Consider the following 21,259-nt stretch of genomic DNA (forward strand, 5'->3'; position numbering starts at 1 on the left):
CATGCGTTTCTCCATGAAAATGCCCATTGTTTCCGACGTGCCCGGTGCGATGCATCGGAGTTGGCTGCCCGCCCATGCCGCGCAAGGTGAAAAGCCGGGTTGCAAGATCAGACGCCCGCCCAAAGCAATACAGCCCGCTGGCGCGGGCTGTATGGTCGGCATCAGGCTCGATCAGCGCTTGAGTTGCGACAGATCACGCACCGCACCGCGGTCGGCCGACGTGGCCAGGGCCGCGTAGGCCTGCAAGGCCAGCGACACCACGCGCTCGCGATCCACCGGCTTCCAGGCCTGCTCGCCGCGCGCTTGCATGGCGGCGCGGCGGCGGGCCAGCTCGGCCTCGTCGACGGCCAGATGCATGCGGCGTTGCGGGATGTCGATCTCGATGGTGTCGCCATCTTCGACCAGGCCGATCGTGCCGCCTTCGGCGGCTTCGGGTGAAGCGTGGCCGATCACCAAGCCCGAAGACCCGCCCGAGAAACGGCCATCGGTAAACAGCGCGCAAGTTTTGCCCAGGCCTTTGGACTTCAGATAAGAGGTCGGGTAGAGCATCTCCTGCATGCCGGGGCCGCCCTTGGGGCCTTCGTAGCGGATGATGACCACGTCACCGTCGACCACCTGATCGCCCAGAATGCCTTCCACGGCGTCTTCCTGGCTTTCGAACACGCGCGCACGTCCGGTGAAGACCCACTGCGACTCGTCCACCCCCGCCGTTTTGACGATGCAGCCCTTCTCGGCCAGGTTGCCGTAGAGCACGGCCAGACCACCGTCCTTGGAGTAGGCGTGTTCTTTGCTGCGGATGCAACCGGCCTGACGATCCATATCCAGCGTCAGAAAGGTCTTTTCCTGGCTGAACGCAATCGTGGTCGGCACGCCGCCGGGAGCCGCGCGGTAAAACTTCTGGGCCGCTTCACCGGCGCCGCCGGCCACGTCCCATTGCTCGATGGCCTTGCCCAGCGTGCCACTATGCACATTGCCGCAGCTCAGGTCCAGCAAATCGGCCCGGCCCAGCTCACCCAGGATGCCAAGGATGCCGCCGGCGCGATGCACGTCTTCGATGTGATATTTGTCGGTGGCCGGCGCGGCCTTGCACAGGCAGGGCACCTTGCGCGAGATGCGGTCGATGTCGGCCATGGTGAAATCCACCCCGGCTTCCTGGGCCGCCGCCAGCAAATGCAATACGGTGTTGGTCGAGCCGCCCATGGCGACATCCAGCGCCATGGCGTTCTCGAAAGCCGCCTTGGTGGCGATACTGCGCGGCAGCACCGAGCTGTCTTCCTGTTCGTAATAACGGCGGCACAGATCCACCACGAGGCGGCCGGCCTGCTCGAACAGCCCACGGCGCCAGGCGTGCGTGGCCACGATGGTGCCGTTGCCCGGCAGCGCCAGGCCGATGGCCTCGGTCAGACAGTTCATGGAATTGGCCGTGAACATACCGGAACAGGAGCCGCAGGTGGGGCAGGCGCTGCGCTCGACTTGTTCGGCTTCGGCATCGCTGACCGTGGGATCGGCCGCCTTGATCATGGCGTCGACCAGATCCAGCTTGATGACTTTGCCATCGGTGGGCGAAGTGACCTTGCCCGCTTCCATCGGACCGCCCGACACGAACACCACGGGGATGTTCAGACGCATGGCGGCCATCAACATCCCGGGGGTGATCTTGTCACAGTTGGAGATGCAGACCATGGCGTCGGCGCAATGCGCATTGACCATGTACTCGACCGAGTCGGCGATCAGCTCGCGCGAAGGCAACGAATACAGCATCCCGCCATGGCCCATGGCGATGCCGTCGTCCACGGCAATGGTGTTGAACTCTTTGGCCACGCCGCCGGCGGCCTCGATCTGGCCGGCCACCAGGGCGCCCAGATCCTTCAGGTGCACGTGGCCCGGCACGAACTGCGTAAAGGAATTGACCACCGCGATGATGGGCTTGCCGAAATCGCCGTCCTTCATGCCGGTGGCGCGCCAAAGTGCGCGCGCGCCGGCCATGTTGCGGCCATGGGTAGAGGTGCGTGAACGATAGTGCGGCATGATCCTTCTCGGGCGATGGTGTCAGCAAAGACGTAAATATTACGCTGTATCGGCCCGCGTCGCCCTGAAGCCCCTCGGCGCGAGCGGTCAATCAGGGTGCGTCCCCGGGCGGTTTCAGGGCCAGCAAGCCGTCGAGCACCTGACGCAGCCCCCGGCTGACCGGCTTGTCGCGCCGGGTGACCATGGCCAGTTTGCGGCCCAGCCGGGGCTGCAAGGGGCGGGTGAGCAGGCCGGGACGCGCGCCGGCGCCCGATACCGCCATGCGTGGCAACACGGCACAACCCAGGCCGGCGCCCACGATTTCCTTCATGGCCTCGGTGCTGCCCAGCTCCATGGTGGGCCTGGCCGACAGCCCGGCCGCGCCGAACCAGCCATCGACCAGCGCCCGGGTCTGCGCGCCCGGCTCGAACAGCACCAGTGGACGCTGCGTCAGCAGCCGGGGCGTCAGGCGGGCGGCCGGCGCCGGCCCGCTGGCCGGGAAAATCGCGACGAACTCGTCCTCGAGGATGGGCGTGGCCAGCAGCGTGCGCGCGCGTATCGGCATGGTCAGCAGGCCCACGTCCAGGCGGTTGTCCTCGATGTCGCGCAGCAGATCGGCGGTATTGCCGACGCTGACCACGACATCCAGGTCCGGAAAGCGCTGACGCAGACTGGCCAGCAGCGGCGGCAGCAAATAGGTGCAGGCCGTGGCCCCGGTGCCCAGCCTGACCCGGCCCGTCACCCCCGCCGCCAGGGACTGCATGGCCCGATCGGCGTCGTCCACGGCGGCCAGAATGCCGCGCAGATGGCCAGCCAGCTCCTGGCCCGCGGCCGTGGCGCTGGCGCGGCGGCCCATGCGCTCGATCAGGCGCAGGCCGAAGCGGCGCTCGAGCTGGCGCACCTGCTGGCTGACGGCCGGCTGCGACAGGCCGTGGCGCTCGGCGGCCAGCGAAAAGCTGCCCTGCTCCATGACATCGAGCAAGACACGCAGATGATCCAGATTCAGGCCGGCGGTTTTCATGTGGAACCAGAAGATTTTCTTATGCCAATGATAATTTGAAGAATCTTCACTTATCCGTGGCAGGCGCGCACACTAGCGCTTCCTTGCGGTATTTCCTTCGGCCCTCATGAACTCGAGCTTGCACCCCTTCCTCCAGATCCGCCCCAGCACGCCGGACGATCTGCCCCAGATCCAGTCCATCTACGCGCACCATGTCCTGCATGGCACCTCGTCCTTCGAACTGGAGCCCCCCTCGGTAGAAGAAATCGGCCAGCGCCGCGCCGCCGTGCTGGAACGCGGCCTGCCCTATCTGGTGGCCGAATGCGGCGGCGAGATCGTGGGTTATGCCTATGCCACGCTCTACCGGCCCCGGCCGGCCTATCGCCACACCTGCGAGGACTCCATCTACGTGCGTTCCGGCCGTCATGGCCTGGGGATCGGGCGCAAGCTGCTGGAGGCCCTGATCGAGCACTGCACCCGGGCCGGCTGGCGCCAGATGCTGGCGGTCATCGGCGACAACAACCCGGCTTCATTGGGGCTGCACGCGCGCTGCGGTTTTCATGTCGCCGGCACGCTGCGCGCCGTGGGCTACAAGCATGGCAAGTGGCGCGATACGGCGCTGATGCAACGCGCCCTGGGCGACGGCGATCTGCAGCCGCCCACGGCCTGAACCCGGCGCGCGTCAATCCTCGGCGCGCGCCACCCAGCGCAGCCAGCCCGACTTGCGCAGGCTGCAGGCCGGGCACTCGCCGCAGCCATAGCCCCAATCGTGGCGCTCGCCGCGCTCGCCCAGATAGCAGGTGTGGCTTTCTTCGACGATGATCTGCACCAGATCCGGCCCGCCCAGGTCGTCGGCCAGCGCCCAGGTGTCGGCCTTGTCCAGCCACATGAGCGGCGTCTCGATGGTGACCCGCGCGCCCAGGCCCAGGCCGAGCGCGACCTGCTGCGCCTTGATGGTGTCGTCACGGCAATCGGGGTAGCCCGAAAAATCGGTCTCGCACATCCCGCCCACGAGCACGTCCAGCTGGCGGCGATAGCCCAGCGCTGCGGCCAGCGTCAAAAACAGCAGGTTGCGGCCGGGCACGAAGGTATTGGGCAGCCCGTTGGCCTGCATTTCGATGGCGCGGTCGCTGGTCATGGCGGTGTCGCCGACCTGACCCAGCACCTTCAAATCCAGCAGATGATCCTCACCCAGCCGCGCCGCCCAATCCGGAAAACGCGCGCGAAACTCGCGCAGCACGTTCAAGCGGGCATCCAGCTCGATGCGATGGCGCTGCCCGTAGTCGAAGGCGACGGTCTCGACGTGGGCGTAGCGCTCCAGCGCCCAGGCCAGGCAGGTGCTGGAGTCCTGGCCGCCGGAAAAAAGAACCAGGGCGCGTCGTTGGTGGTTTTGCATAACGGGAAGACGAAATCAGTGCAAGGGTAGCCGCCAATGTAACGCAGGCCACGCCGTAAGCAAGCCTGCGTAAAATTTGAGCGTCCCGAATTTCTGCATTGCCCTATCGCCACACCATCCTTCCTATCCTCCCTATTACGGAACGCTTGATGAACGCTACACGCGCGCAGTCTGAATTGGCCGACCCCCTCCGCAACGACCTCCGCCTGCTCGGGCGCTCTCTGGGCACCGTGATCCAGGCCTGCGAAGGCAAACGGGTGTTTGACACCATCGAGACACTGCGCCGCAGCGCCGTGCGTTTCCGCCGCCAGGGGCGCGAGGAAGACGGGCAGCTCATGCAGCAGCTGGTCAAGCAACTGCGCGCGGACGACCCCAACCTGGTCGCGCGTGCCTTCAGCTATTTTTTGCATCTGTTCAATATCGCCGAAGACCGCGACCAGAACCGGCGCAAGCGGGCCCGGGCGCTGGCCGATCCGGCGCCGGCCCCGGGCAGTCTGCGCCAGGCCGTGCAATTGCTGCATACCCAGGGCGTCTCGGCGCACCGCATCCGCCGTTTCATCAGCGAAGCCTGCGTCATGCCGGTGCTCACCGCCCACCCCACCGAAGTGCAGCGTAAAAGCACGCTCGACGCCCATCGCGAGATCGCCACGCTGATCGCGCAGCGCGATCAGCCCCTCACCAGCGAAGAAACCGCCGACATCGACAGCGCCTTGCTGGGCCGGATCGACACGCTCTGGCAGACGCGCATGCTGCGCAACACGCGCCTGACGGTGGCCGACGAAATCGAAAACTCGCTGAGCTACTACCGCAGCACCTTTCTGTCGGCCATCCCGCGCCTGTATGCCGATCTGTCGCGGCTGCTGGGCCAGGAGGCCGCCAATCCCTTCGCCGCCCCGGCCGCGCCGCTGGAACCCTTTCTGCGCATGGGCAGCTGGATAGGCGGCGACCGCGACGGCAACCCCAACGTCGATGCCGGCACTCTCGAACTGGCCCTGCTGCGCCAGGCCACGGTGGTGTTCGAGCACTATCTCAATGAGGTTCATGCGCTGGGCGCGGAAATTTCGGTGGCCACGCTGTTGATCGATGCCAGCGAGGCGCTGCGCGCCCTGGCCGACGCCGGCGGCGACACCTCGCCGCACCGCCGCGACGAGCCCTACCGGCGCGCCCTCATCGGCATCTATGCGCGCCTGGCCGCCACCGCACGCGCGCTGACCGGGCGAGAGCTCGCGCTGCGCGCGGCGCTGCCTGCCGAACCCTATCCGCATCCCCAGGCCTTCGCGCAAGACCTCGCCACCATCGCCGAGTCCCTGGCCCGCCACCACGGCGCGCCCATCGCCAGGCTGCGCCTGGCCGGGCTTCAGCAGGCCGTCGAGGTTTTCGGTTTTCACCTGGCCACGCTGGACCTGCGCCAAAGCTCCGACGTCCACGAACGGGTCTTGACCGAGCTGTTTGCGCGCGCCGGGCAGGACGGCCAGGCCATCGCCTACGACCAGTTGGACGAAGCAGCCCGCGTGCAGCTGCTGCGCAATGAACTGGCCACCGCCCGGCCGCTGGCCTCCCCCTGGATCAGCTACAGCGAAGACACCACGCGCGAGCTCGCCGTGCTGCGCGCGGCGGCCGCGGCGCGCGCGCGTTATGGCCGCGCCGCCGTGCGCCAGGCCATCGTCTCGCATACCGAAACCCTGAGCGACTTGCTCGAAGTCCTCGTGCTGCAGAAAGAAACCGGCCTCATTGCCCCGGCCGGCGTGGCGGCGCAGCACGAAGATGGGTTGATGGTCGTGCCGTTGTTTGAAACCATCCCCGATCTGGAGCGCGGCCCGGGCATCATGGCGGCCTGGCTGGACCTGCCCGAAGTGCGCGAGCGCGTGCGCCTGGCTCAGGACGAAAGCCAGGAAGTCATGCTCGGCTACTCCGACAGCAACAAGGACGGCGGCTACCTCACCTCGAACTGGTCGCTCTACCGCGCCGAGCGCGAACTGGTCGACGTGTTCCGCGCCCGCCACGTCAAGCTGCGCCTGTTTCACGGACGGGGCGGGTCCGTCGGGCGCGGCGGCGGCTCGAGCTTCGACGCCATTTTGGCGCAGCCGCCGGGCACCGTGGCCGGCCAATTGCGCCTGACCGAGCAGGGCGAAGTCATCCAGACCAAGTACAAAGATGCCGAGATCGGCCGCTCGCATCTGGAGTTGCTGGTGTCGGCCGTGCTGGAAGCCTCCCTGGCGCAGCAGCCGGCCGCCGCGCGGCAGGCCGAAGACGCCCACATGGCCCACCACGGCCAGACCATGGACTTTTTGTCCGCCAGCGCGCAGACCGGCTATCGCAAGCTGGTCTACGACACCCCGGGCTTTGCCGACTACTTCTTCGCCGCCACGCCCATCAATGAAATCGCCGGGCTGAACATCGGCTCGCGGCCGGCCTCGCGCAAACAAGGCCAGAAGATCGACGACCTGCGCGCCATCCCCTGGGGATTCTCGTGGGCGCAATGCCGCTTGATGCTCACGGGCTGGTACGGCATGGGGTCCGCCTTGCAAGCCTATCTGGAAGAAGGCGCGGCCGGCGCGCCGCGCGCCAAGCGCGCACGCCTGGCGCAGCTGCGCGAAATGGCCCAGGACTGGCCGGCCTTCCGCACCTTGCTGTCCAACATGGAAATGGTGCTGGCCAAATCCGATCTGGCCATCGCCTCGCGCTACGCCATGCTCGTGCCGCAGCGCGGCGTGCGCGAACGCATCTTCGGGGCCATCTCATCCGAACATGCGCGCACCCTGGCCATGCTCAAACTCATCAACCAGCGCGATCTGCTGGCCGACAACCCCGCGCTGGCGGCATCGCTGCGCGAACGCTTTGCCTACATCGATCCGCTGAACTACCTGCAGATCGACCTGCTGCGCCGCCACCGCGCCAGCCAGCGCCGCTCCGACGCCAAACCCGACCCGCGCATCACCCCCGCCATCCACCTGACCATCAACGGCATCGCGGCGGGCCTGCGCAACTCGGGCTGACCGGCCCGCTGCGGACCTGCCGCAAGGCGAGTCCGCAGCGTGAGCGCCCGGCCATCAAATATCAATATTCGATATCGGTCGTTTGCGCGGAGGGGGTTCGTTCCTACCATAGGCGGCATATGGATGGCTGCGTCCCGAGACGTTGCCTGCCCCCTTTGCCCTTAGGCCCCGAACGACATGTCTCTCATCGCCACCGAACTCGACGTCCGCCCGCTTACGCTTCACACGGGCGCGGAAATCCACGGCCTCGATCTGCGCGAGGATCTGGATGACGCAACCGTGGCGCAGATCCGCGCCGCCCTGCTGAAGTGGAAAGTCATTTTCTTTCGCGGGCAGGATCTCGATCACGCCGATCAGATCCGGTTTGGCCGGCGCTTTGGCGACCTGACCGTCGGCCATCCCGTCTTCGGTTACGTCGAAGGCTACCCCGAGCTTTACTCGGTCGCCAAGGATCGCTTCAAGGCCCGCTTCGATGGCGAGCAATTGGTGCGGCCCTGGAGCGGCTGGCATACGGACATCACCGCCGCGATCAACCCGCCCGCCGCATCCATCCTGCGCGGCGTGGATATTCCGCCTTACGGTGGCGATACCCAGTGGACCAACCTCGTGGCCGCCTACGCGGGCTTGTCCGCGCCACTGCGCGGGTTTGTCGACGGCTTGCGTGCCCTGCACCGCTTCACGCCGCCCGAAGGCCGGCTCGCCAAACAAGACTTCATCAAACGCCTGGCCGACACGCCGCTGGTGTCCGAGCACCCGCTGGTGCGTGTGCATCCGGAGACGGGCGAGCGGGCGCTGTTCGTCAGCCCCTCGTTCATCAAGCAGATCGTGGGGCTGAGCCCGCGTGAAAGCGAGCATCTGCTCACCTTGCTGTTCGAGCAGATCCTGAAGCCGGAATACATCGTGCGCTTCAAGTGGGCGCCGGGCGACGTGGCCTTCTGGGACAACCGCGCCACCGCCCATCGCGCGCCGACCGATATCCAGCAAAGCGACTTCGGCCGCCAGCTCTACCGCATCACCCTGGTCGGCGACGTGCCCGTCGGCCCCGACGGCCGGGCCTCCATCGGCCTGCAGGGCGACCCCGTTCTGGCCCACCAGATCGCCGACTGAACTCCCCTTCTTCCGCACCTCAAGGTTAGCTCCATGTTCAAGCTTTCGACAGCCCTGCGCGGGCTGGCGCTGGCCGCCGCATTGTCCGGCGGTTATGCACAACCCTCCCTGGCGGCCAGCCAGTCTCCCGCCGTCGACCGCGACACCCTGGTCGTCGGCGTGGAAAAAGAGTTCTACAACCTCGATGGGCTGGTGGCCGTCAGCGGCGACTCGCTGCGCTACGGCTGGCAGCTCTACGACACCCTGTTCGGCTTTGACCAGAAAGGCAATCTGGTCCCTCGTCTTGCCACCGGCCTGAAGGTGTCGGATGACGCTCGCACCTTCACCTATACCTTGCGCCCGGGCGTGAAGTTTCACGATGGCACCACCCTGACCTCGCGTGACGTCAAGGCCTCGCTGGAACATGTGCTCAACCCGCAGAGCAAGAGCACGCGCCGGCCTTACTTCGCGCCGGTGGTCGAGGCGGTGGAAACCCCCGACGACCAGACCGTGGTCTTTAAGCTCAAAGCGCCGGACGGCGCCTTCGCCAACAAGATCGCCGGCTATCTTTACATCGTGCCCGCGGCCTATTTGGCCAGCCTGCCCACGCCGGACGCCTTTGCGCAAAAGCCGGTTTCGCTGGGACCGTACAAGTTCAAGTCGCTGGCGCCCGGCGGCAGCGAACTGGTGCTGGAACGCTTTGACGACTACTGGGGCGAGAAGCCGCAGATCAAAACGCTGATCTTTCGCGCGATCACCGAACCCGCCAGCCGCGTCAATGCCGTGCTGCGTGGCGAAGTGGACCTGTCGGTGGCGCTGCCCTTCTCCGATTTCGCGCGCCTGAAAAAAGAGCAGGGCCTGGATGTCATCGAGAGCCGCGTGGCCTCGCCCATTTATGTGCGCGTCTACACCAATCAGGCGGACTCCCCCTTTGCCAAGGTCAAGGTGCGCCAGGCCTTAAGCCATGCCCTGGACACCCCCGCCATCATCAAGAGCGTGCTGCACGGCGTGGGCGAACCGCTGGGGACCTTCATCTCCAACTACTACCCTTACGGCGCCGATCCGTCGATCAAACCCTATCCCTACGACCCGGCGCGCGCCCGCGCCCTGCTGGCCGAAGCCGGCTATCCCAAAGGCTTTTCGACCGAGCTCAACATCCAGGGCGATATCCCGCAGGGCGTGGCCGAAGCCATCGCGGCCTACTGGGGCCAGGTCGGGGTCAAGGTCAAACTCAACCGGCTCACCTATGCCACGTTTCAACGCCTGAACAACACGCATGCCTCCGGCCCCCTGGCGCTGAGCCAGTTCACCAACGCCCTGTACGACCCCATCCATCCGGTCGGCGGCGCCTTCGCCTCCAATGGCAGTTGGTCGGACTACAGCAATCCCAAGGTCGACGCCTTGCTGGCCGAGGTCGCGACGGTGAGCGACACGGCCAAACGCGGCGAGGTGTTCAAGCAGATCGGCCGCGAGCTGCACGACGACGCCGCGGCCTTCTATATCTCGGAGTTTTCGTACATCTTCGCCAAGAAGCAGGCCCTGCAATGGCAACCGCAACAAGGCTCGGGTTTCCTGAACTTTCGCACGGTGCAGTGGAAGTAAGTCATGCTGGCCTATAGCCTGCGCAAACTGCTTTCCGCATTGCTGACCGTCCTGCTGATGTCGGTGCTGATCTTCGTGCTGGTGCGGCAGGTGGGCGATCCGGCCTACCTGCTGATGCCGCCCGAGGCCACCGAGGCCGACCGGCAACTGTTTCGCGAGCAACTGGGGCTGGCTGATCCAGTCGTCGTGCAGTACCTGCGGTTTCTGGCGGGCATGGCCCGGGGCGACATGGGCAACTCCTTCCATTTCGGCGCGCCCGCGCTGGAAATGGTGATGAACCGACTGGCGTCCAGCCTGACGCTGGTCGGTATCGCCCTGGCCTTGGCCTTGGCCGTCGGCCTGGCCTTGGGAGTTGCCTCGGCGGTGTCGACCAGCCGCGCGCTGGCGCGTTTCGCGATGTTGTTCTCGGTGCTCGGGCAGGCCGCCCCGCCGTTTTTCGTGGCACTGCTTTTCATTCGACTCTTTTCGGTGCAGTGGGGCTGGCTGCCGACCGGCGGCCACGGCAGTTGGCGGCATCTGGTGCTGCCCGTGGCCGCCCTGGCCTGGTACTCGGCCGCCGGCATCGCCCGCCTGACGCGCGCGAACATGCTGGCGATTCTGGAGACCGACTACATCCGAATGGCCCGCATCAAAGGCCTGCCCGCGCGGGTGGTCGTGGGCGTGCATGCGCTGAAAAACGCCGCCCTGCCCATCGTCGCTTTCGCCGCCTCGCAATTCGGCGTTCTGGTCAGCGGCGCCGTGGCGATCGAAACCGTCTTCTCCTGGCCCGGATTCGGCAGCCTGATGGTCGAAGCCATCAACACCCTGGACTTCACTGTGGTGCAGGCGGCCGTCGTGGTGTCGGTCCTGCTGTTCATCGTGGTCAACCTGGCGGCCGACGTGATCTACGCCGCAATAGATCCCCGCATACGGTATCGAGCATGAAGACCCCCGCGCCAATTTCCTGGCCCGCCCCGGCCATCGCCTGGGTCCGCCGTCTCAGAACGCCACGGCGCATCCTCCTGCCCGCCGCAATCTTCGCCCTCATCGCCTGCGCGTCGTTGCTGGCGCCCTGGCTCAGCCAGGTCGATCCCAATGCGATCGATCTGGCCGCGACCTTTCAGCCGCCTAGCGCGCAGCATTGGTTCGGCACGGATCAGATGGGACGCGATGTGTTCGTCCGCACCCTGCATGGCGGCCGGATTTCTCTGTTCATTGCTTTCTGCGCGGTCGCGCTGGCGGGTGTGTCCGGCGCGCTGGCCGGCATTCTCTCGGCCTATCTGGGCGGCCGCTTCGATGGCGCGATGATGCGGCTGGTGGACGCGCAATATGCCTTGCCTCCGGTGTTTCTCGCCATGCTGATCGTCGGCGTCTTCGGCCCGAGCATCACCAACATCATCGTCGTGGTGACGCTGGCCAACTGGGGCCGTTTCGCGCGCATCATCCGCGCCGAGGCCCTGAGCCTGCGCGAACGCGATTTCGTCCTCGTCGCCCGCCTGGTCGGGGCCTCTCCCTGGCATGTGGCCTGGCGCCACCTTTTGCCCAACGTGCGCAATACCTTCATCGTGCTGCTGACGCTCGATGTCGGCCTCATCGTCTTCATGGAAGCCGCGCTGAGCTTTCTGGGCCTGGGTGTGCAGCCGCCCGACCCCTCCTGGGGCAGCATGATCGCCGACGGACGCAACCATCTGGAGAACGCCTGGTGGATCTCCGCCCTGCCGGGCCTGGTGCTCATGGCCACGGTGCTGTGCGCCAACCTCATCGGCGAGGCGTTTCAGGATGGCAAACCGCTGATGGCGAGGCGCGCATGACCGGCCAGATTCACTCCCTGCCGTCTGCGGCGGTCCTGTCGATACAGGATCTGGTCGTCGAAGCCGCTACCGACACCGGCCCCGTGCGCCTGGTCGATGGGCTGTCCCTCTCCGTGCATGCCGGCCGTACGCTGGGCCTGGTGGGCGAATCCGGCTCAGGCAAGAGCGTGACCTGTCTGTCCGTGCTTGGCCTGCCCCCGCCGGGCTTGCGGGTCGCCCAGGGCCGCATCCTGCTCAAAGGAGAGGATCTGCGCGCCGCCTCGCCCGCCAGGCTGAATACGCTGCGTGGCGCCGCCATGGGCATGGTGCTGCAAGACCCCATGACCTCGCTCAACCCGCTACTGACCATCGGCCGGCAGATCACCGAGATGTATCGTCATCACGGCACCGGCGCGGGCAGCGCGCGCGAGCATCGCCAGCGCGCCATCGCCTTGATGCACCGCGTGCGTATTCCCGCGCCGGAGAGCCGCCTGAACAGTTATCCGCATCAATTCAGCGGCGGCATGCGGCAGCGCATCGCCATTGCCATCAACCTGGCTTGCAATCCGGGTCTGCTGATCGCCGACGAACCGACCACGGCCCTGGACATCACGGTACGCCTGCAAATCCTGGACTTGCTGCGTGAACTGCAAGCCGAACAGGGCACGGCCATCGTGTTCGTCACCCATGATCTGCATCTGGTGCGCCGCTACTGCGATGACGTGGCCGTCATGTACGCCGGCCGGATCGTGGAGCAGGGGCCGGTGGCCCGCGTTTTCGCCACCCCCCGGCACCCCTACACCCAGGGCCTGTTGGGCGCGGTGCCCCGATTGCGCGACAACCCGCGCCGCCTGACCGTCATCCCCGGACAGCCGCCTTTGCCCGGCGCCATCGCACAAGGCTGCCGCTTCGCGCCGCGCTGCCCCAACGCGCAGGCCCTCTGCACCGAGACCTACCCCCCGGTGCAGGCCCACGCCCCCGGGCATCTGACTGCCTGCTGGCATGAGGCTGCCTTACCCGTCATTCGACTGCAAAGCGCCCTATGAGTCAGAACGCCCTGTCCGCCATCGACGTACGCGGGCTGAGCCGCGCCTTTCCGGTGCGCGCCGGGCTGTTCGCGCGCCCTCAACTGCTGCAGGCCGTCCACGACGCCAGCTTCCGTGTGACCAAGGGCGGCACATTCGGCCTGGTGGGCGAGTCCGGCTCCGGCAAATCCACGCTGGCGCGCATTCTGCTGGGTGCGGACCACGCAAGCCGCGGCGAGATCCGGTATGGCGACCGTTTGCTGGGCAGCCGGGCCAGGCCGCAGGACATCCGCTGGCGGCAGCGCAAAGTGCAGGCCGTACTGCAAGACCCGCTGGGCTCGCTCAACCCCCGGATGACCATCGGCGACATTATTCTCGAACCCCTGCGTGTGCAACGCGGTGACCTGGCCCATCCCGCGCTGCGAGAGCGCCTGGCGCGCTTACTGGACGAGGTCGGCCTGCCGCAAGCGTTCCGCGATCGTCTGCCGCGCGAGCTGTCCGGCGGGCAGCGCCAGCGGGTGGCCATTGCCCGCGCGCTGGCGCTGGAGCCGGAAATCCTCGTACTCGATGAACCGGTGTCCGCGCTGGATGTGTCCATCCAGGCTCAGGTGCTCAATCTCCTGAAAGACCTGCAGGACAGCCTGGCCTTGAGTTATCTGCTGATCTCGCACGATCTGGCGGTGGTGGGTTTCATGAGCACGCACATCGGGGTGCTCTACCTGGGCCGCTTCATGGAGCAAGGCACCCGCGATGACATCATCGAGCGGCCGGCGCATCCCTACACCCATGCGCTGATCGCCGCCTCGGAGCCAGACTCGGCGCAGGCGCAGGCCATCGGCGGCGAAATCCCCTCGCCGCTGGCTCCGCCTTCGGGCTGTGTGTTCCACACCCGCTGCCCGCACGCCACGGCCGTCTGCCGCAGCGAGGCACCCGCCACACAGCAGCTGTCCGCCACCCATAGCGTCACTTGCCATTTCCCCATCGTCGCTGCGCCGCGGCGCTGACTCATCCAGGCCGCTCTCCATGCCCAAAGAAATCCGCCTCAATGCTTTCCTGACTTTCGCGCCCACGCATCTGTCGCCCGGTTTATGGGCGCATCCGCAGGATCGCTCGCTGAACTACAACACCCTGTCCTTCTGGACGGACCTGGCGCGCACCGCCGAACGCGGCGGCTACGACGCGCTGTTCTTCGCCGACGGCATCAGCCAGTACGACGTCTATGGCGGCTCCAATGCTGCCGGCGTGCGGCTCGGCCTGCAGTTTCCCCGGCTCGACCCCCTGCTGCTGGTCCCGGCCATGGCCCAGGCTACCGAGCACCTCGGGTTCGCGGTCACCAGCAGTACTAGCTATGAGCCCCCGTATCTCTTCGCGCGCCGGATGTCCACGCTGGATCATCTGACGCAAGGCCGTGTCGGATGGAACATCGTCACCAGCTTCGGCGACAGCGGCGCGCGCGCACTCGGCCAGGCCGCGGCACGGCCTCACGATGAACGCTATGACGTCGCGGACGAATACCTCGACGTGGTTTACCGCCTGTGGGAACAGAGTTGGGAAGACGGCGCCGCGCGGCGCGACCGGCAGACGCGCGTATTCGCCGATCCGAGCCGGGTGCATGAAATCCAGCATCGGGGCCGTTACTTCGAAATGCAGGCCACGCACTACAGCGAGCCCTCGCCGCAGCGCACCCCGGTGCTGTATCAGGCGGGCACGTCCCGCCGCGGCAAGGACTTCGCGGCCCGCCACGCCGAAGCCGTGTTTCTGAGCACGCCGACCGCCGCCATCGCGCGCCGGGACGTCCACGACATCCGGCAGCGCGCCATCGCCCTGGGGCGGGCCCCCGAGGCCGTGCAGTTTTTCTCATTGGCCACCGTCGTGGTCGCGCCGACCTCGGCCCAGGCGCAGGACAAATGGCGAGAACTGCAGCAACACGTCAGCCTCGAAGGCGCGCTGGCGCTGTTCTCGCGCTGGATAGGCGTGGACCTGTCCAAGTATCACCCCGATGACCCGCTGCGCTACCTGCAGAGCGAAGGCATGCAATCGACGATGGAGGGATTCACGCTGGCGGATCCGGACCGGGTCTGGACTATCGGCGAACTCGCGGTGCACAACGCCATCGGCGGCAAAGGCCCGGTGTTCGTGGGGTCTGCCGCCGAAGTGGCCGATGCGCTGCAAGCCTGGATCGCCGAGTCGGACGTGGATGGCTTCAATCTCAGCCACGCGTTGCTGCCCGGCACGCATGAGGATTTCGTGACGCTGGTGGTGCCCGAGCTGCAGCGCCGGGGCGTCTACAAAACCGCGTACCGGCCCGGCACCTTGCGCGAAAAACTCTACGGCCAAGGGCCGTTGTTGGACACGCCTCACCCGGCCGCCGGACATCGCGCCCAAGCCGCCGGCACCGCTTCGCCTGCTCACGCGCACGCCGCCTCATGAATCCCGCCAAGAAAGAAATCCGCGTCAACGCCTTTGCCCTGCATAGCCCGGTGCATCACTCGCCCGGGCTGTGGCGACACCCCCGTGACCGCTCGTTGGACTACAACACCCTGCATTACTGGGTGGACCTTGCCCGCACGCTGGAGCGCGGGCTGATCGACGCCTTGTTCATGGCCGATAGCGTAGGAGTCAACGACGTCTACGGCGGCAGCGTCGCCACGGCGTTGCGGCATGGCGCGCAAGTCCCCAAGCAGGACCCGATCATGTCGCTCTCGGCCATGGCCTACGCCACCCGGCACCTGGGCTTGTGCGTGACCAGCAACGCCAATCACGAACCGCCCTATGTCTTCGCGCGGCGCATGTCCACGCTGGACCACCTGACCGCAGGCCGCATTGGCTGGAACATCGTCACCGGTTTCGCACAAAGCAGCGTCAAAGTGCTGGGCAAGCCGGGCATCGCGTCGCGCGATGAGCGTTACGACATCGCCGACGAATACATGGACGTGGTCTACCAGCTCTGGGAAGGCAGCTGGGAAGACGCCGCCGTCATCCGCGACACGGCGACCGGCATCTTTGCCGACCCGGATCGCGTCCACCGCATCGACCATCAGGGCAAGTACTTCCGGGTGCAAGGCATCCACATGACCGAGCCCTCGCCGCAACGCACGCCGGTGCTGTTTCAGGCCGGGTCCTCGGCGCGCGGGATGCGTTTTTCGGGGCGGCATGCCGAAGGCATCTATCTCAGCGGCCCCAGCAAGAAAGTCCTGACGCCAGTGGTGGCGCGCACACGCGCCGAAGCCGTCCTAGCCGGGCGGCGCGCGCAGGATATTCAGTTCTATGCCATGGCCACCGTCATCACAGGACGCACCTCGCGCGAAGCCCGCGACAAATACGAAGACTATCGGCGCTACGTCACGCCCGAGGCCGCTCTGGCGATGTTTTCCGGCTGGACGGGAATCGACTTCTCTGCCTACGACCCCGACGAGCCGATCCGCTATCTGCAACTCGATGCCGGCACCTCTTCCGCGCTGGAGGGATTCACCCGGCTCGATCCCGACCGCGTCTGGACCGTCAAGGAGCTGGCGCTGCACAACGCCATCGGCGGGCGCGGACCAGTCTTCATCGGCAACCCGCAGGAGGTCGCCGATGCGCTCGAGGACTGGGTGGATGAGACCGACATCGACGGCTTCAACCTGAGCTATGCCGTCACCCCGGAAGCCTATGAAGACTTCGCGGCGCACATCGTGCCGGAATTACAGGCGCGCGGCCGCTACAAAACCGCTTACGCCCCCGGGACGCTGCGCGAGAAGCTGGGGCACACCGGCGCCCGCCTGCGCCATCCCCATCCCGCAGCGGCGTTTCGCCGCTGAGTCACCGCCTCAACCCTCCCGACAGGGGAATTTGCATGAGCACCACCCACGCCCCCACCCCGACCCGATTGCACACGGCGCTCGACGCCCTGCCCGGCCTGGCCCGCGAGATCGGCCAGGACGCCGCGCAACGCGAACTGCGCCGCGAATTGCCCTACGCCGCCTTTGACGCCTTCCGGCGCTCAGGCCTGGCCGCCTTGCGCATCCAGACCTCAAGAGGCGGGCTGGGGGGCTCGCTGCAGGACGCCATCCATGTCGTCACGACGTTGGCGGCGGCCGAACCCAATGTGGCGCACGCGCTGCGCGTGCACTTCGACGTGGCCGAATCGCTGCGGCTGGCCAGCGCATCGCCCTTCATCGACCGTCAGATCGGCCGCCTGGTCGATGGCAAGCTGTACGGTGGCGCCTCCGGCGAACAGGGCACCGCGCGCGCCGGCCAGATAGAAACCGTGCTGCGCCGCGAGGGGGACCACTACCGCGTGACCGGCCGCAAGTACTACACCACGGGTTCGGCCTATGCGGACTACATCCGCACCAACCTTGTCGATGAACAAGGCAACGGCGTGACCGCCATCATCCCGGTCCGCGCCGAAGGCGTGCAACCCATCGATGACTGGGACGGCATGGGCCAGCGCATGACGGCCAGCGGCAGCGTGCAGTTCGACAACGTGCGCGTGGAGCCGGCCGAAGTGGTGGAAAAAGGCTATCCCTCGCTGATCGGGCGCCACGGCGGCGCCTACCGCCAACTGCATTTGGTGGCCGTGGCCGCAGGCATCGTCCGCAATGTCGTGAGCGATGCCCGCGACTACGTCGTTGGCCACGGGCGCCCGGTGCTGCACACTACCGCCGCCACGGCCCGCGACGACGTCTTCATCCAGCAGGTGGTGGGTGAGCTGTCGGCGCTGAGCCACACTATCGACGTACTGGTCCGCGACACCGCGCGCACGCTGGACATCTCGTCGGACGCCATCCTGAACCAGGACCCCGAGGCCGACGACAAGGTGCTGCAAAGCGCGCTGGCCACGGCACGAACGCAGATCATCGTCGGGCAGCTCGCGCTCAAGGCCGGCGAACGGCTGTTCGACGCCGGCGGCGCCTCGGCCACCTCGCGCAAATACAACTTCGACCGACACTGGCGCAGTCTGCGCACCATCTTCAGCCACAACCCGCTGCACCACAAAGCCCGGGTCGTGGGCGATTACGTCCTGAACGGGACCCGCACCCACCTGGTCGAGGGTCGGACGTTTTAAAGGGCACCGGATTCCGCGCGGCACGCAGGCGGACGAAGCGCCGCTCTTGCAAAATGTTTGCCGTGTCGACCGGGAATCAGACTGATAAATAAATGGGGCCGATCGGGACGATGGCTTGGTCTGATCAGAATGGCGATCGTTTTTTCGTCTTGTTCAGCCCGCCATGTCCACCCGCCGCGCCTCCGCGCCGGCGCAACGCGCCACGCGTCGCTCCGGCATCCTCCTGCTCGCCTTGCTGACCGCCTGCGGCGGAGGCGGCGGTGGAGGCGGAGGGGGTGCCGGCGGGGCCGGCGCGGGCAAGCCCAGCACAGACGCAAGCCCCCCGCCCCCAGCCCCGGCCGCTCCTCGCCCTTACGCGCCCGTCCCCGCCGACGTGCCCGAGGTCGCGCAAGACGCCTTGCCTGCCGTGCCCGTCCCGCGGGCCGACTATCGCAAAGCGGCGCCCAGCCAGTACGCCGCCACATCGGGCAGTTTCTTCAACAGCGACCACGACCAGGTGCTCAATACGATCAACCTCAAGCCGGCGCATGACGCCGGCTTGAGGGGCTCGCGCGTCAAAGTCGCCGTCGTCGATACCGGCGTCAGCCTCGATCACGCCCTGCTCAACGTCGACACCCGCCACGGCGGCGACTACAGCGCCAACGGCACCCGCAGCGCTGCCGACCGCAGCAAACAGGGCGAGCATGGCAGTTCGGTCGCCCTGGTGCTGGCCGGCCGGCCCAGCGCAAGCTATCGCGGCGGCGTGGCGCCCGACGCCGATCTCTATTCGGCCAATATCGCCACCGCGGCCAACAAGGTCTCCGACAGCGGCGCCTTCCACGCCTGGGACGATCTGCTCAAGCAGGGCGTCAAGATTTTCAACAATAGCTTCACCACCGACGGCACCGAAGGAGAGCGCCGCGTCCAGGAAGACCGCCGCGAGTACGAAGCCGCCGCCGACAAATCCACGACCCAAATCGGCAAGCTCAATGGACTGGTCCAGCGCGGCGCCCTGCTGGTCTTTGCCGCGGGCAATGGCAGCGCGACCTCCGGGCGCGGCTACCAGGAAGTCGGCAGCACCGGACGCGCGCCGCTTGTCGAACCCGCATTGCAAAAAGGCCTGATCGTCGTCACGGCGGTCGACAAGTGGGGCGACCTCGAACGCTGGTCCAACCGCTGCGGTCAGGCCAAACGCTGGTGCTTGGCCGCCAGCAGCAAAGCCTATCTGCCCGGCATCAAGACCCACGATGCCAATCTCCTGCGTGTCCAGGAGGGCACCTCGCTGGCGGCGCCTCAGGTCACGGGCGCCGCCGTGCTGGTGCAACAGCGCTTTCCCTGGATGGACAACGACAATCTGCGCACCACCCTGCTGACCACGGCGCAAGACAAAGGACGGCCCGGCGTGGACGATCAGTACGGCTGGGGCGTGCTGGACGTCGGCCGCGCCATCGAAGGCCCGGCCAAGTTCGCGTTCGGCGATTTCGTGGCCAGGGTGCATGGCCAGTCGGTGTTCGGCAACGATATCTCCGGCGCCGGCGGACTGACGCTGGACGGGACGGGCGTGCTCACGCTGGCCGGCCGCAACACCTATGGCGGCGCCACCCACATCCAGCAGGGCACGCTGGATGTCCTGGGCAGTATCACCTCGCCTGTCACGGTGCACCCTCAGGGCACGTTGGTGGGGCGCGGCAATGTGGGCGCGGTCGACAACCAGGGCACGGTGGCCATCAAGGATGCCGGCCTCACGGTCAACGGCGATTACAGTCAGCGCGCACAAGGCCGGCTGGTGGCCGACATCGGCAGCCTGCTCCATGTCACGGGCAACGCCAGTCTGGCCGGGCAACTCCATGTCCAGAGCATCCGCCCCGACTACGTCGTGGCCGATGGCAGCGTGCACACCGTGTTGCAAGCCGCCTCGGTGGAAGGCCGCTTTGACCGGCTCACGCGCAGCCCCGGCCTGTTGCTGCAGGCCCAGCTGGACTACCAGCCGCAGCGAGTGGGCCTGGCGGTGCGGCGCGCCAGCCCGGTGCAGGCCGTCGCGGCCCGATTGTCCACCGGCGCTGAGCGAGCGTCGGTCCAGGCCGCGGCCCATCAGCTGGACGCGGCCATGCAGGTGCTCGACGCGCTGCCCGCGGCGCAGCGGCAAACCTCGGCCACGGCAGCCAGCATCGCGCGTCTCCAGTATGTCCAGCACGGCCGAGCTTTGCGAGACAGCCTGTACTCGCTGTCCGGCGCCACCTATGCCAACGCCGCGGCACTCAGCACTCTGGCGCAGCACCACTGGCTCGACGCCCTGCAGTCCGGCGTGGCGCAGGCCCGGGCCGACGGATATGCCTTGGCCGACGTGCGTCATGGCAATGGGCGGTGGCGCCCGCCCGGGCTCGATGGCCGGCAGCGCGGCAATGGCCTGTTGCTCGGCGCGGCCCAAGCGCGCACGCCTGACGTCAAACTCGGCGCGGCGCTGGCCTATGACCGCGGCCAATGGCAAGAGTCCTCGGCCGCGGGGCGCAGCGATCGCGCCGACAGCGTTGCCGTTGCCGCCTTGCTGGGCGCTCAGCGCTCCTGGGATTCGGGCTGGTTCGTGCACACGGGGCTGAGCTACGCCCGTTATCGCCATCGCGTCGCACGCCAGCTTGTCGTGGGCGACACCTTCCAACCGGCCGAGGGCCTGGCGCGCGGGCAGATCTGGCAAGCCGAGCTCGGCGCCGGCAAGCCGTGGCAGGCCATGCCGGCCACCCGCCTCACGCCATCGGCCGGCATGACGCTCAGCCATTTGCGCCAGCGCGGCTTTACCGAGGCCAGCCCATCCGGGCTTGGCCTGCACGCCGCCAGCCTGCATCGCAGCGTGCCCACGCTCTGGACGCGGCTGGACGGCCATCACACGCTGGCAGACACGCTGACGCTGCAATGGCGCCTGGCCTTGCAGCACGACACCCGTGCCCGGCGCTATGCACCGCGCGCCGGCTTTGCCGGCCTGGGAAGCGTGCACGGCGAAAGCGGCCACTGGCCGCTGCCGCGCACCCGCCTGTCCTGGCGCCTGGGAGCTCACGCCCGCTTGGCCGATGGGCTGTCCATGAGCCTGCGCTACACCGGCCAGGCGGCAGCCCACTGGCGTGACCACCAGCTCGGGGTGGCGCTCGACTATCGCTACTGAGTCCAAATTCGTCCATAGCGTGGACAGTGGCGCCGGCCATTTGTCCACCAGTAGCAATTCTTAGTAATATCTGTGAAGAAATTCTATATACGCACAAATGTTCGTATATAGAACACAAAGATTTTTCTGGCTACGGCACGGAGAAGCACCCAGGACGAGACACCGGCCACGCCCGGAACCCGACCACAGGGAGGC

The 21,259-nt window shown here is 67.0% G+C and carries 15 protein-coding genes; 12 read left to right on the top strand and 3 right to left on the bottom strand.

All coding sequences use genetic code 11. The annotated features are described in order from the left end of the window. Positions 1 to 171: 171 nt before the first annotated feature. Both ilvD and CAL22_RS19275 read right to left on the bottom strand, forming a co-directional pair. Positions 172 to 2,028, bottom strand: a complete 1,857-nt coding sequence (gene ilvD / locus CAL22_RS19270; RefSeq protein ID WP_094815920.1) for a dihydroxy-acid dehydratase — start codon at positions 2,026 to 2,028, stop codon at positions 172 to 174. 91 nt (positions 2,029 to 2,119) lie between these two features. Beyond that, positions 2,120 to 3,028: a LysR family transcriptional regulator gene (locus CAL22_RS19275; protein WP_094815922.1), complete on the bottom strand. Its 909-nt coding sequence runs from the start codon at positions 3,026 to 3,028 to the stop codon at positions 2,120 to 2,122. Positions 3,029 to 3,134: 106 nt separating this feature from the next. On the opposite strand from CAL22_RS19275, the gene CAL22_RS19280 reads away from it, so the two are divergent. After that, positions 3,135 to 3,677 carry a GNAT family N-acetyltransferase gene (locus CAL22_RS19280; RefSeq protein ID WP_094815924.1) on the top strand — a complete coding sequence of 181 codons (543 nt, stop codon included), beginning with the start codon at positions 3,135 to 3,137 and terminating at the stop codon, positions 3,675 to 3,677. Positions 3,678 to 3,689: 12 nt separating this feature from the next. Here the strand turns inward: CAL22_RS19280 and queC are convergent, their stop codons facing one another. Further along, on the bottom strand, positions 3,690 to 4,403 hold the full coding sequence (gene queC, locus CAL22_RS19285; protein ID WP_094815926.1) for a 7-cyano-7-deazaguanine synthase QueC: 714 nt from the start codon (positions 4,401 to 4,403) through the stop codon (positions 3,690 to 3,692). A gap of 149 nt (positions 4,404 to 4,552) precedes the next feature. On the opposite strand from queC, the gene ppc reads away from it, so the two are divergent. The 11 genes from ppc (at position 4,553) to CAL22_RS19340 (ending at position 21,064) form a co-directional block, all read left to right on the top strand. Next, positions 4,553 to 7,399 (top strand): phosphoenolpyruvate carboxylase, encoded by a 2,847-nt coding sequence (ppc, locus tag CAL22_RS19290; RefSeq protein ID WP_094815928.1) that lies wholly within the window; start codon positions 4,553 to 4,555, stop codon positions 7,397 to 7,399. A 177-nt stretch (positions 7,400 to 7,576) separates the two neighbouring features. Continuing rightward, positions 7,577 to 8,506, top strand: a complete 930-nt coding sequence (locus CAL22_RS19295) for a TauD/TfdA dioxygenase family protein (RefSeq protein ID WP_094815930.1) — start codon at positions 7,577 to 7,579, stop codon at positions 8,504 to 8,506. A 33-nt stretch (positions 8,507 to 8,539) separates the two neighbouring features. Then, entirely contained in the window at positions 8,540 to 10,087 is a 1,548-nt protein-coding gene (locus CAL22_RS19300) for an ABC transporter substrate-binding protein (protein ID WP_094815932.1), read from the top strand. A gap of 3 nt (positions 10,088 to 10,090) precedes the next feature. Further along, positions 10,091 to 11,011 (top strand): ABC transporter permease, encoded by a 921-nt coding sequence (locus CAL22_RS19305; RefSeq protein ID WP_094815934.1) that lies wholly within the window; start codon positions 10,091 to 10,093, stop codon positions 11,009 to 11,011. Further along, entirely contained in the window at positions 11,008 to 11,877 is an 870-nt protein-coding gene (locus CAL22_RS19310; protein WP_094815936.1) for an ABC transporter permease, read from the top strand. Before CAL22_RS19305 ends, CAL22_RS19310 begins: the two co-directional genes overlap by 4 nt. Beyond that, on the top strand, positions 11,874 to 12,902 hold the full coding sequence (locus CAL22_RS19315; protein ID WP_094815938.1) for an ABC transporter ATP-binding protein: 1,029 nt from the start codon (positions 11,874 to 11,876) through the stop codon (positions 12,900 to 12,902). The genes CAL22_RS19310 and CAL22_RS19315 overlap by 4 nt, the downstream gene beginning before the upstream one ends. Further along, the gene (locus tag CAL22_RS19320; RefSeq protein WP_094815940.1) at positions 12,899 to 13,885 is read left to right on the top strand and encodes an ABC transporter ATP-binding protein; all 987 of its coding nucleotides are present in this window, start codon (positions 12,899 to 12,901) and stop codon (positions 13,883 to 13,885) included. The genes CAL22_RS19315 and CAL22_RS19320 overlap by 4 nt, the downstream gene beginning before the upstream one ends. Before the next feature lie 19 nt (positions 13,886 to 13,904). Further along, on the top strand, positions 13,905 to 15,311 hold the full coding sequence (locus CAL22_RS19325; protein ID WP_094815942.1) for an LLM class flavin-dependent oxidoreductase: 1,407 nt from the start codon (positions 13,905 to 13,907) through the stop codon (positions 15,309 to 15,311). After that, on the top strand, positions 15,308 to 16,681 hold the full coding sequence (locus CAL22_RS19330) for an LLM class flavin-dependent oxidoreductase (RefSeq protein WP_094815944.1): 1,374 nt from the start codon (positions 15,308 to 15,310) through the stop codon (positions 16,679 to 16,681). Before CAL22_RS19325 ends, CAL22_RS19330 begins: the two co-directional genes overlap by 4 nt. 35 nt (positions 16,682 to 16,716) lie before the next feature. Continuing rightward, entirely contained in the window at positions 16,717 to 17,931 is a 1,215-nt protein-coding gene (locus tag CAL22_RS19335; RefSeq protein ID WP_094815946.1) for an acyl-CoA dehydrogenase family protein, read from the top strand. 163 nt (positions 17,932 to 18,094) lie between these two features. After that, positions 18,095 to 21,064, top strand: a complete 2,970-nt coding sequence (locus CAL22_RS19340; RefSeq protein WP_094815948.1) for an autotransporter serine protease — start codon at positions 18,095 to 18,097, stop codon at positions 21,062 to 21,064. Positions 21,065 to 21,259: the final 195 nt, after the last annotated feature.

The organism is Bordetella genomosp. 12 (assembly GCF_002261355.1).
Taxonomy (GTDB): Bacteria; Pseudomonadota; Gammaproteobacteria; order Burkholderiales; family Burkholderiaceae_B; genus Bordetella.

Bases quoted from the DNA above. Each gene is read 5' to 3' on its own strand.
- ilvD (WP_094815920.1), bottom strand. From the start codon at position 2,028: ATGCCGCACTATCGTTCACGCACCTCTACCCATGGCCGCAACATGGCC.
- CAL22_RS19275 (WP_094815922.1), bottom strand. From the start codon at position 3,028: ATGAAAACCGCCGGCCTGAATCTGGATCATCTGCGTGTCTTGCTCGAT.
- CAL22_RS19280 (WP_094815924.1), top strand. From the start codon at position 3,135: ATGAACTCGAGCTTGCACCCCTTCCTCCAGATCCGCCCCAGCACGCCG.
- queC (WP_094815926.1), bottom strand. From the start codon at position 4,403: ATGCAAAACCACCAACGACGCGCCCTGGTTCTTTTTTCCGGCGGCCAG.
- ppc (WP_094815928.1), top strand. From the start codon at position 4,553: ATGAACGCTACACGCGCGCAGTCTGAATTGGCCGACCCCCTCCGCAAC.
- CAL22_RS19295 (WP_094815930.1), top strand. From the start codon at position 7,577: ATGTCTCTCATCGCCACCGAACTCGACGTCCGCCCGCTTACGCTTCAC.
- CAL22_RS19300 (WP_094815932.1), top strand. From the start codon at position 8,540: ATGTTCAAGCTTTCGACAGCCCTGCGCGGGCTGGCGCTGGCCGCCGCA.
- CAL22_RS19305 (WP_094815934.1), top strand. From the start codon at position 10,091: ATGCTGGCCTATAGCCTGCGCAAACTGCTTTCCGCATTGCTGACCGTC.
- CAL22_RS19310 (WP_094815936.1), top strand. From the start codon at position 11,008: ATGAAGACCCCCGCGCCAATTTCCTGGCCCGCCCCGGCCATCGCCTGG.
- CAL22_RS19315 (WP_094815938.1), top strand. From the start codon at position 11,874: ATGACCGGCCAGATTCACTCCCTGCCGTCTGCGGCGGTCCTGTCGATA.
- CAL22_RS19320 (WP_094815940.1), top strand. From the start codon at position 12,899: ATGAGTCAGAACGCCCTGTCCGCCATCGACGTACGCGGGCTGAGCCGC.
- CAL22_RS19325 (WP_094815942.1), top strand. From the start codon at position 13,905: ATGCCCAAAGAAATCCGCCTCAATGCTTTCCTGACTTTCGCGCCCACG.
- CAL22_RS19330 (WP_094815944.1), top strand. From the start codon at position 15,308: ATGAATCCCGCCAAGAAAGAAATCCGCGTCAACGCCTTTGCCCTGCAT.
- CAL22_RS19335 (WP_094815946.1), top strand. From the start codon at position 16,717: ATGAGCACCACCCACGCCCCCACCCCGACCCGATTGCACACGGCGCTC.
- CAL22_RS19340 (WP_094815948.1), top strand. From the start codon at position 18,095: ATGTCCACCCGCCGCGCCTCCGCGCCGGCGCAACGCGCCACGCGTCGC.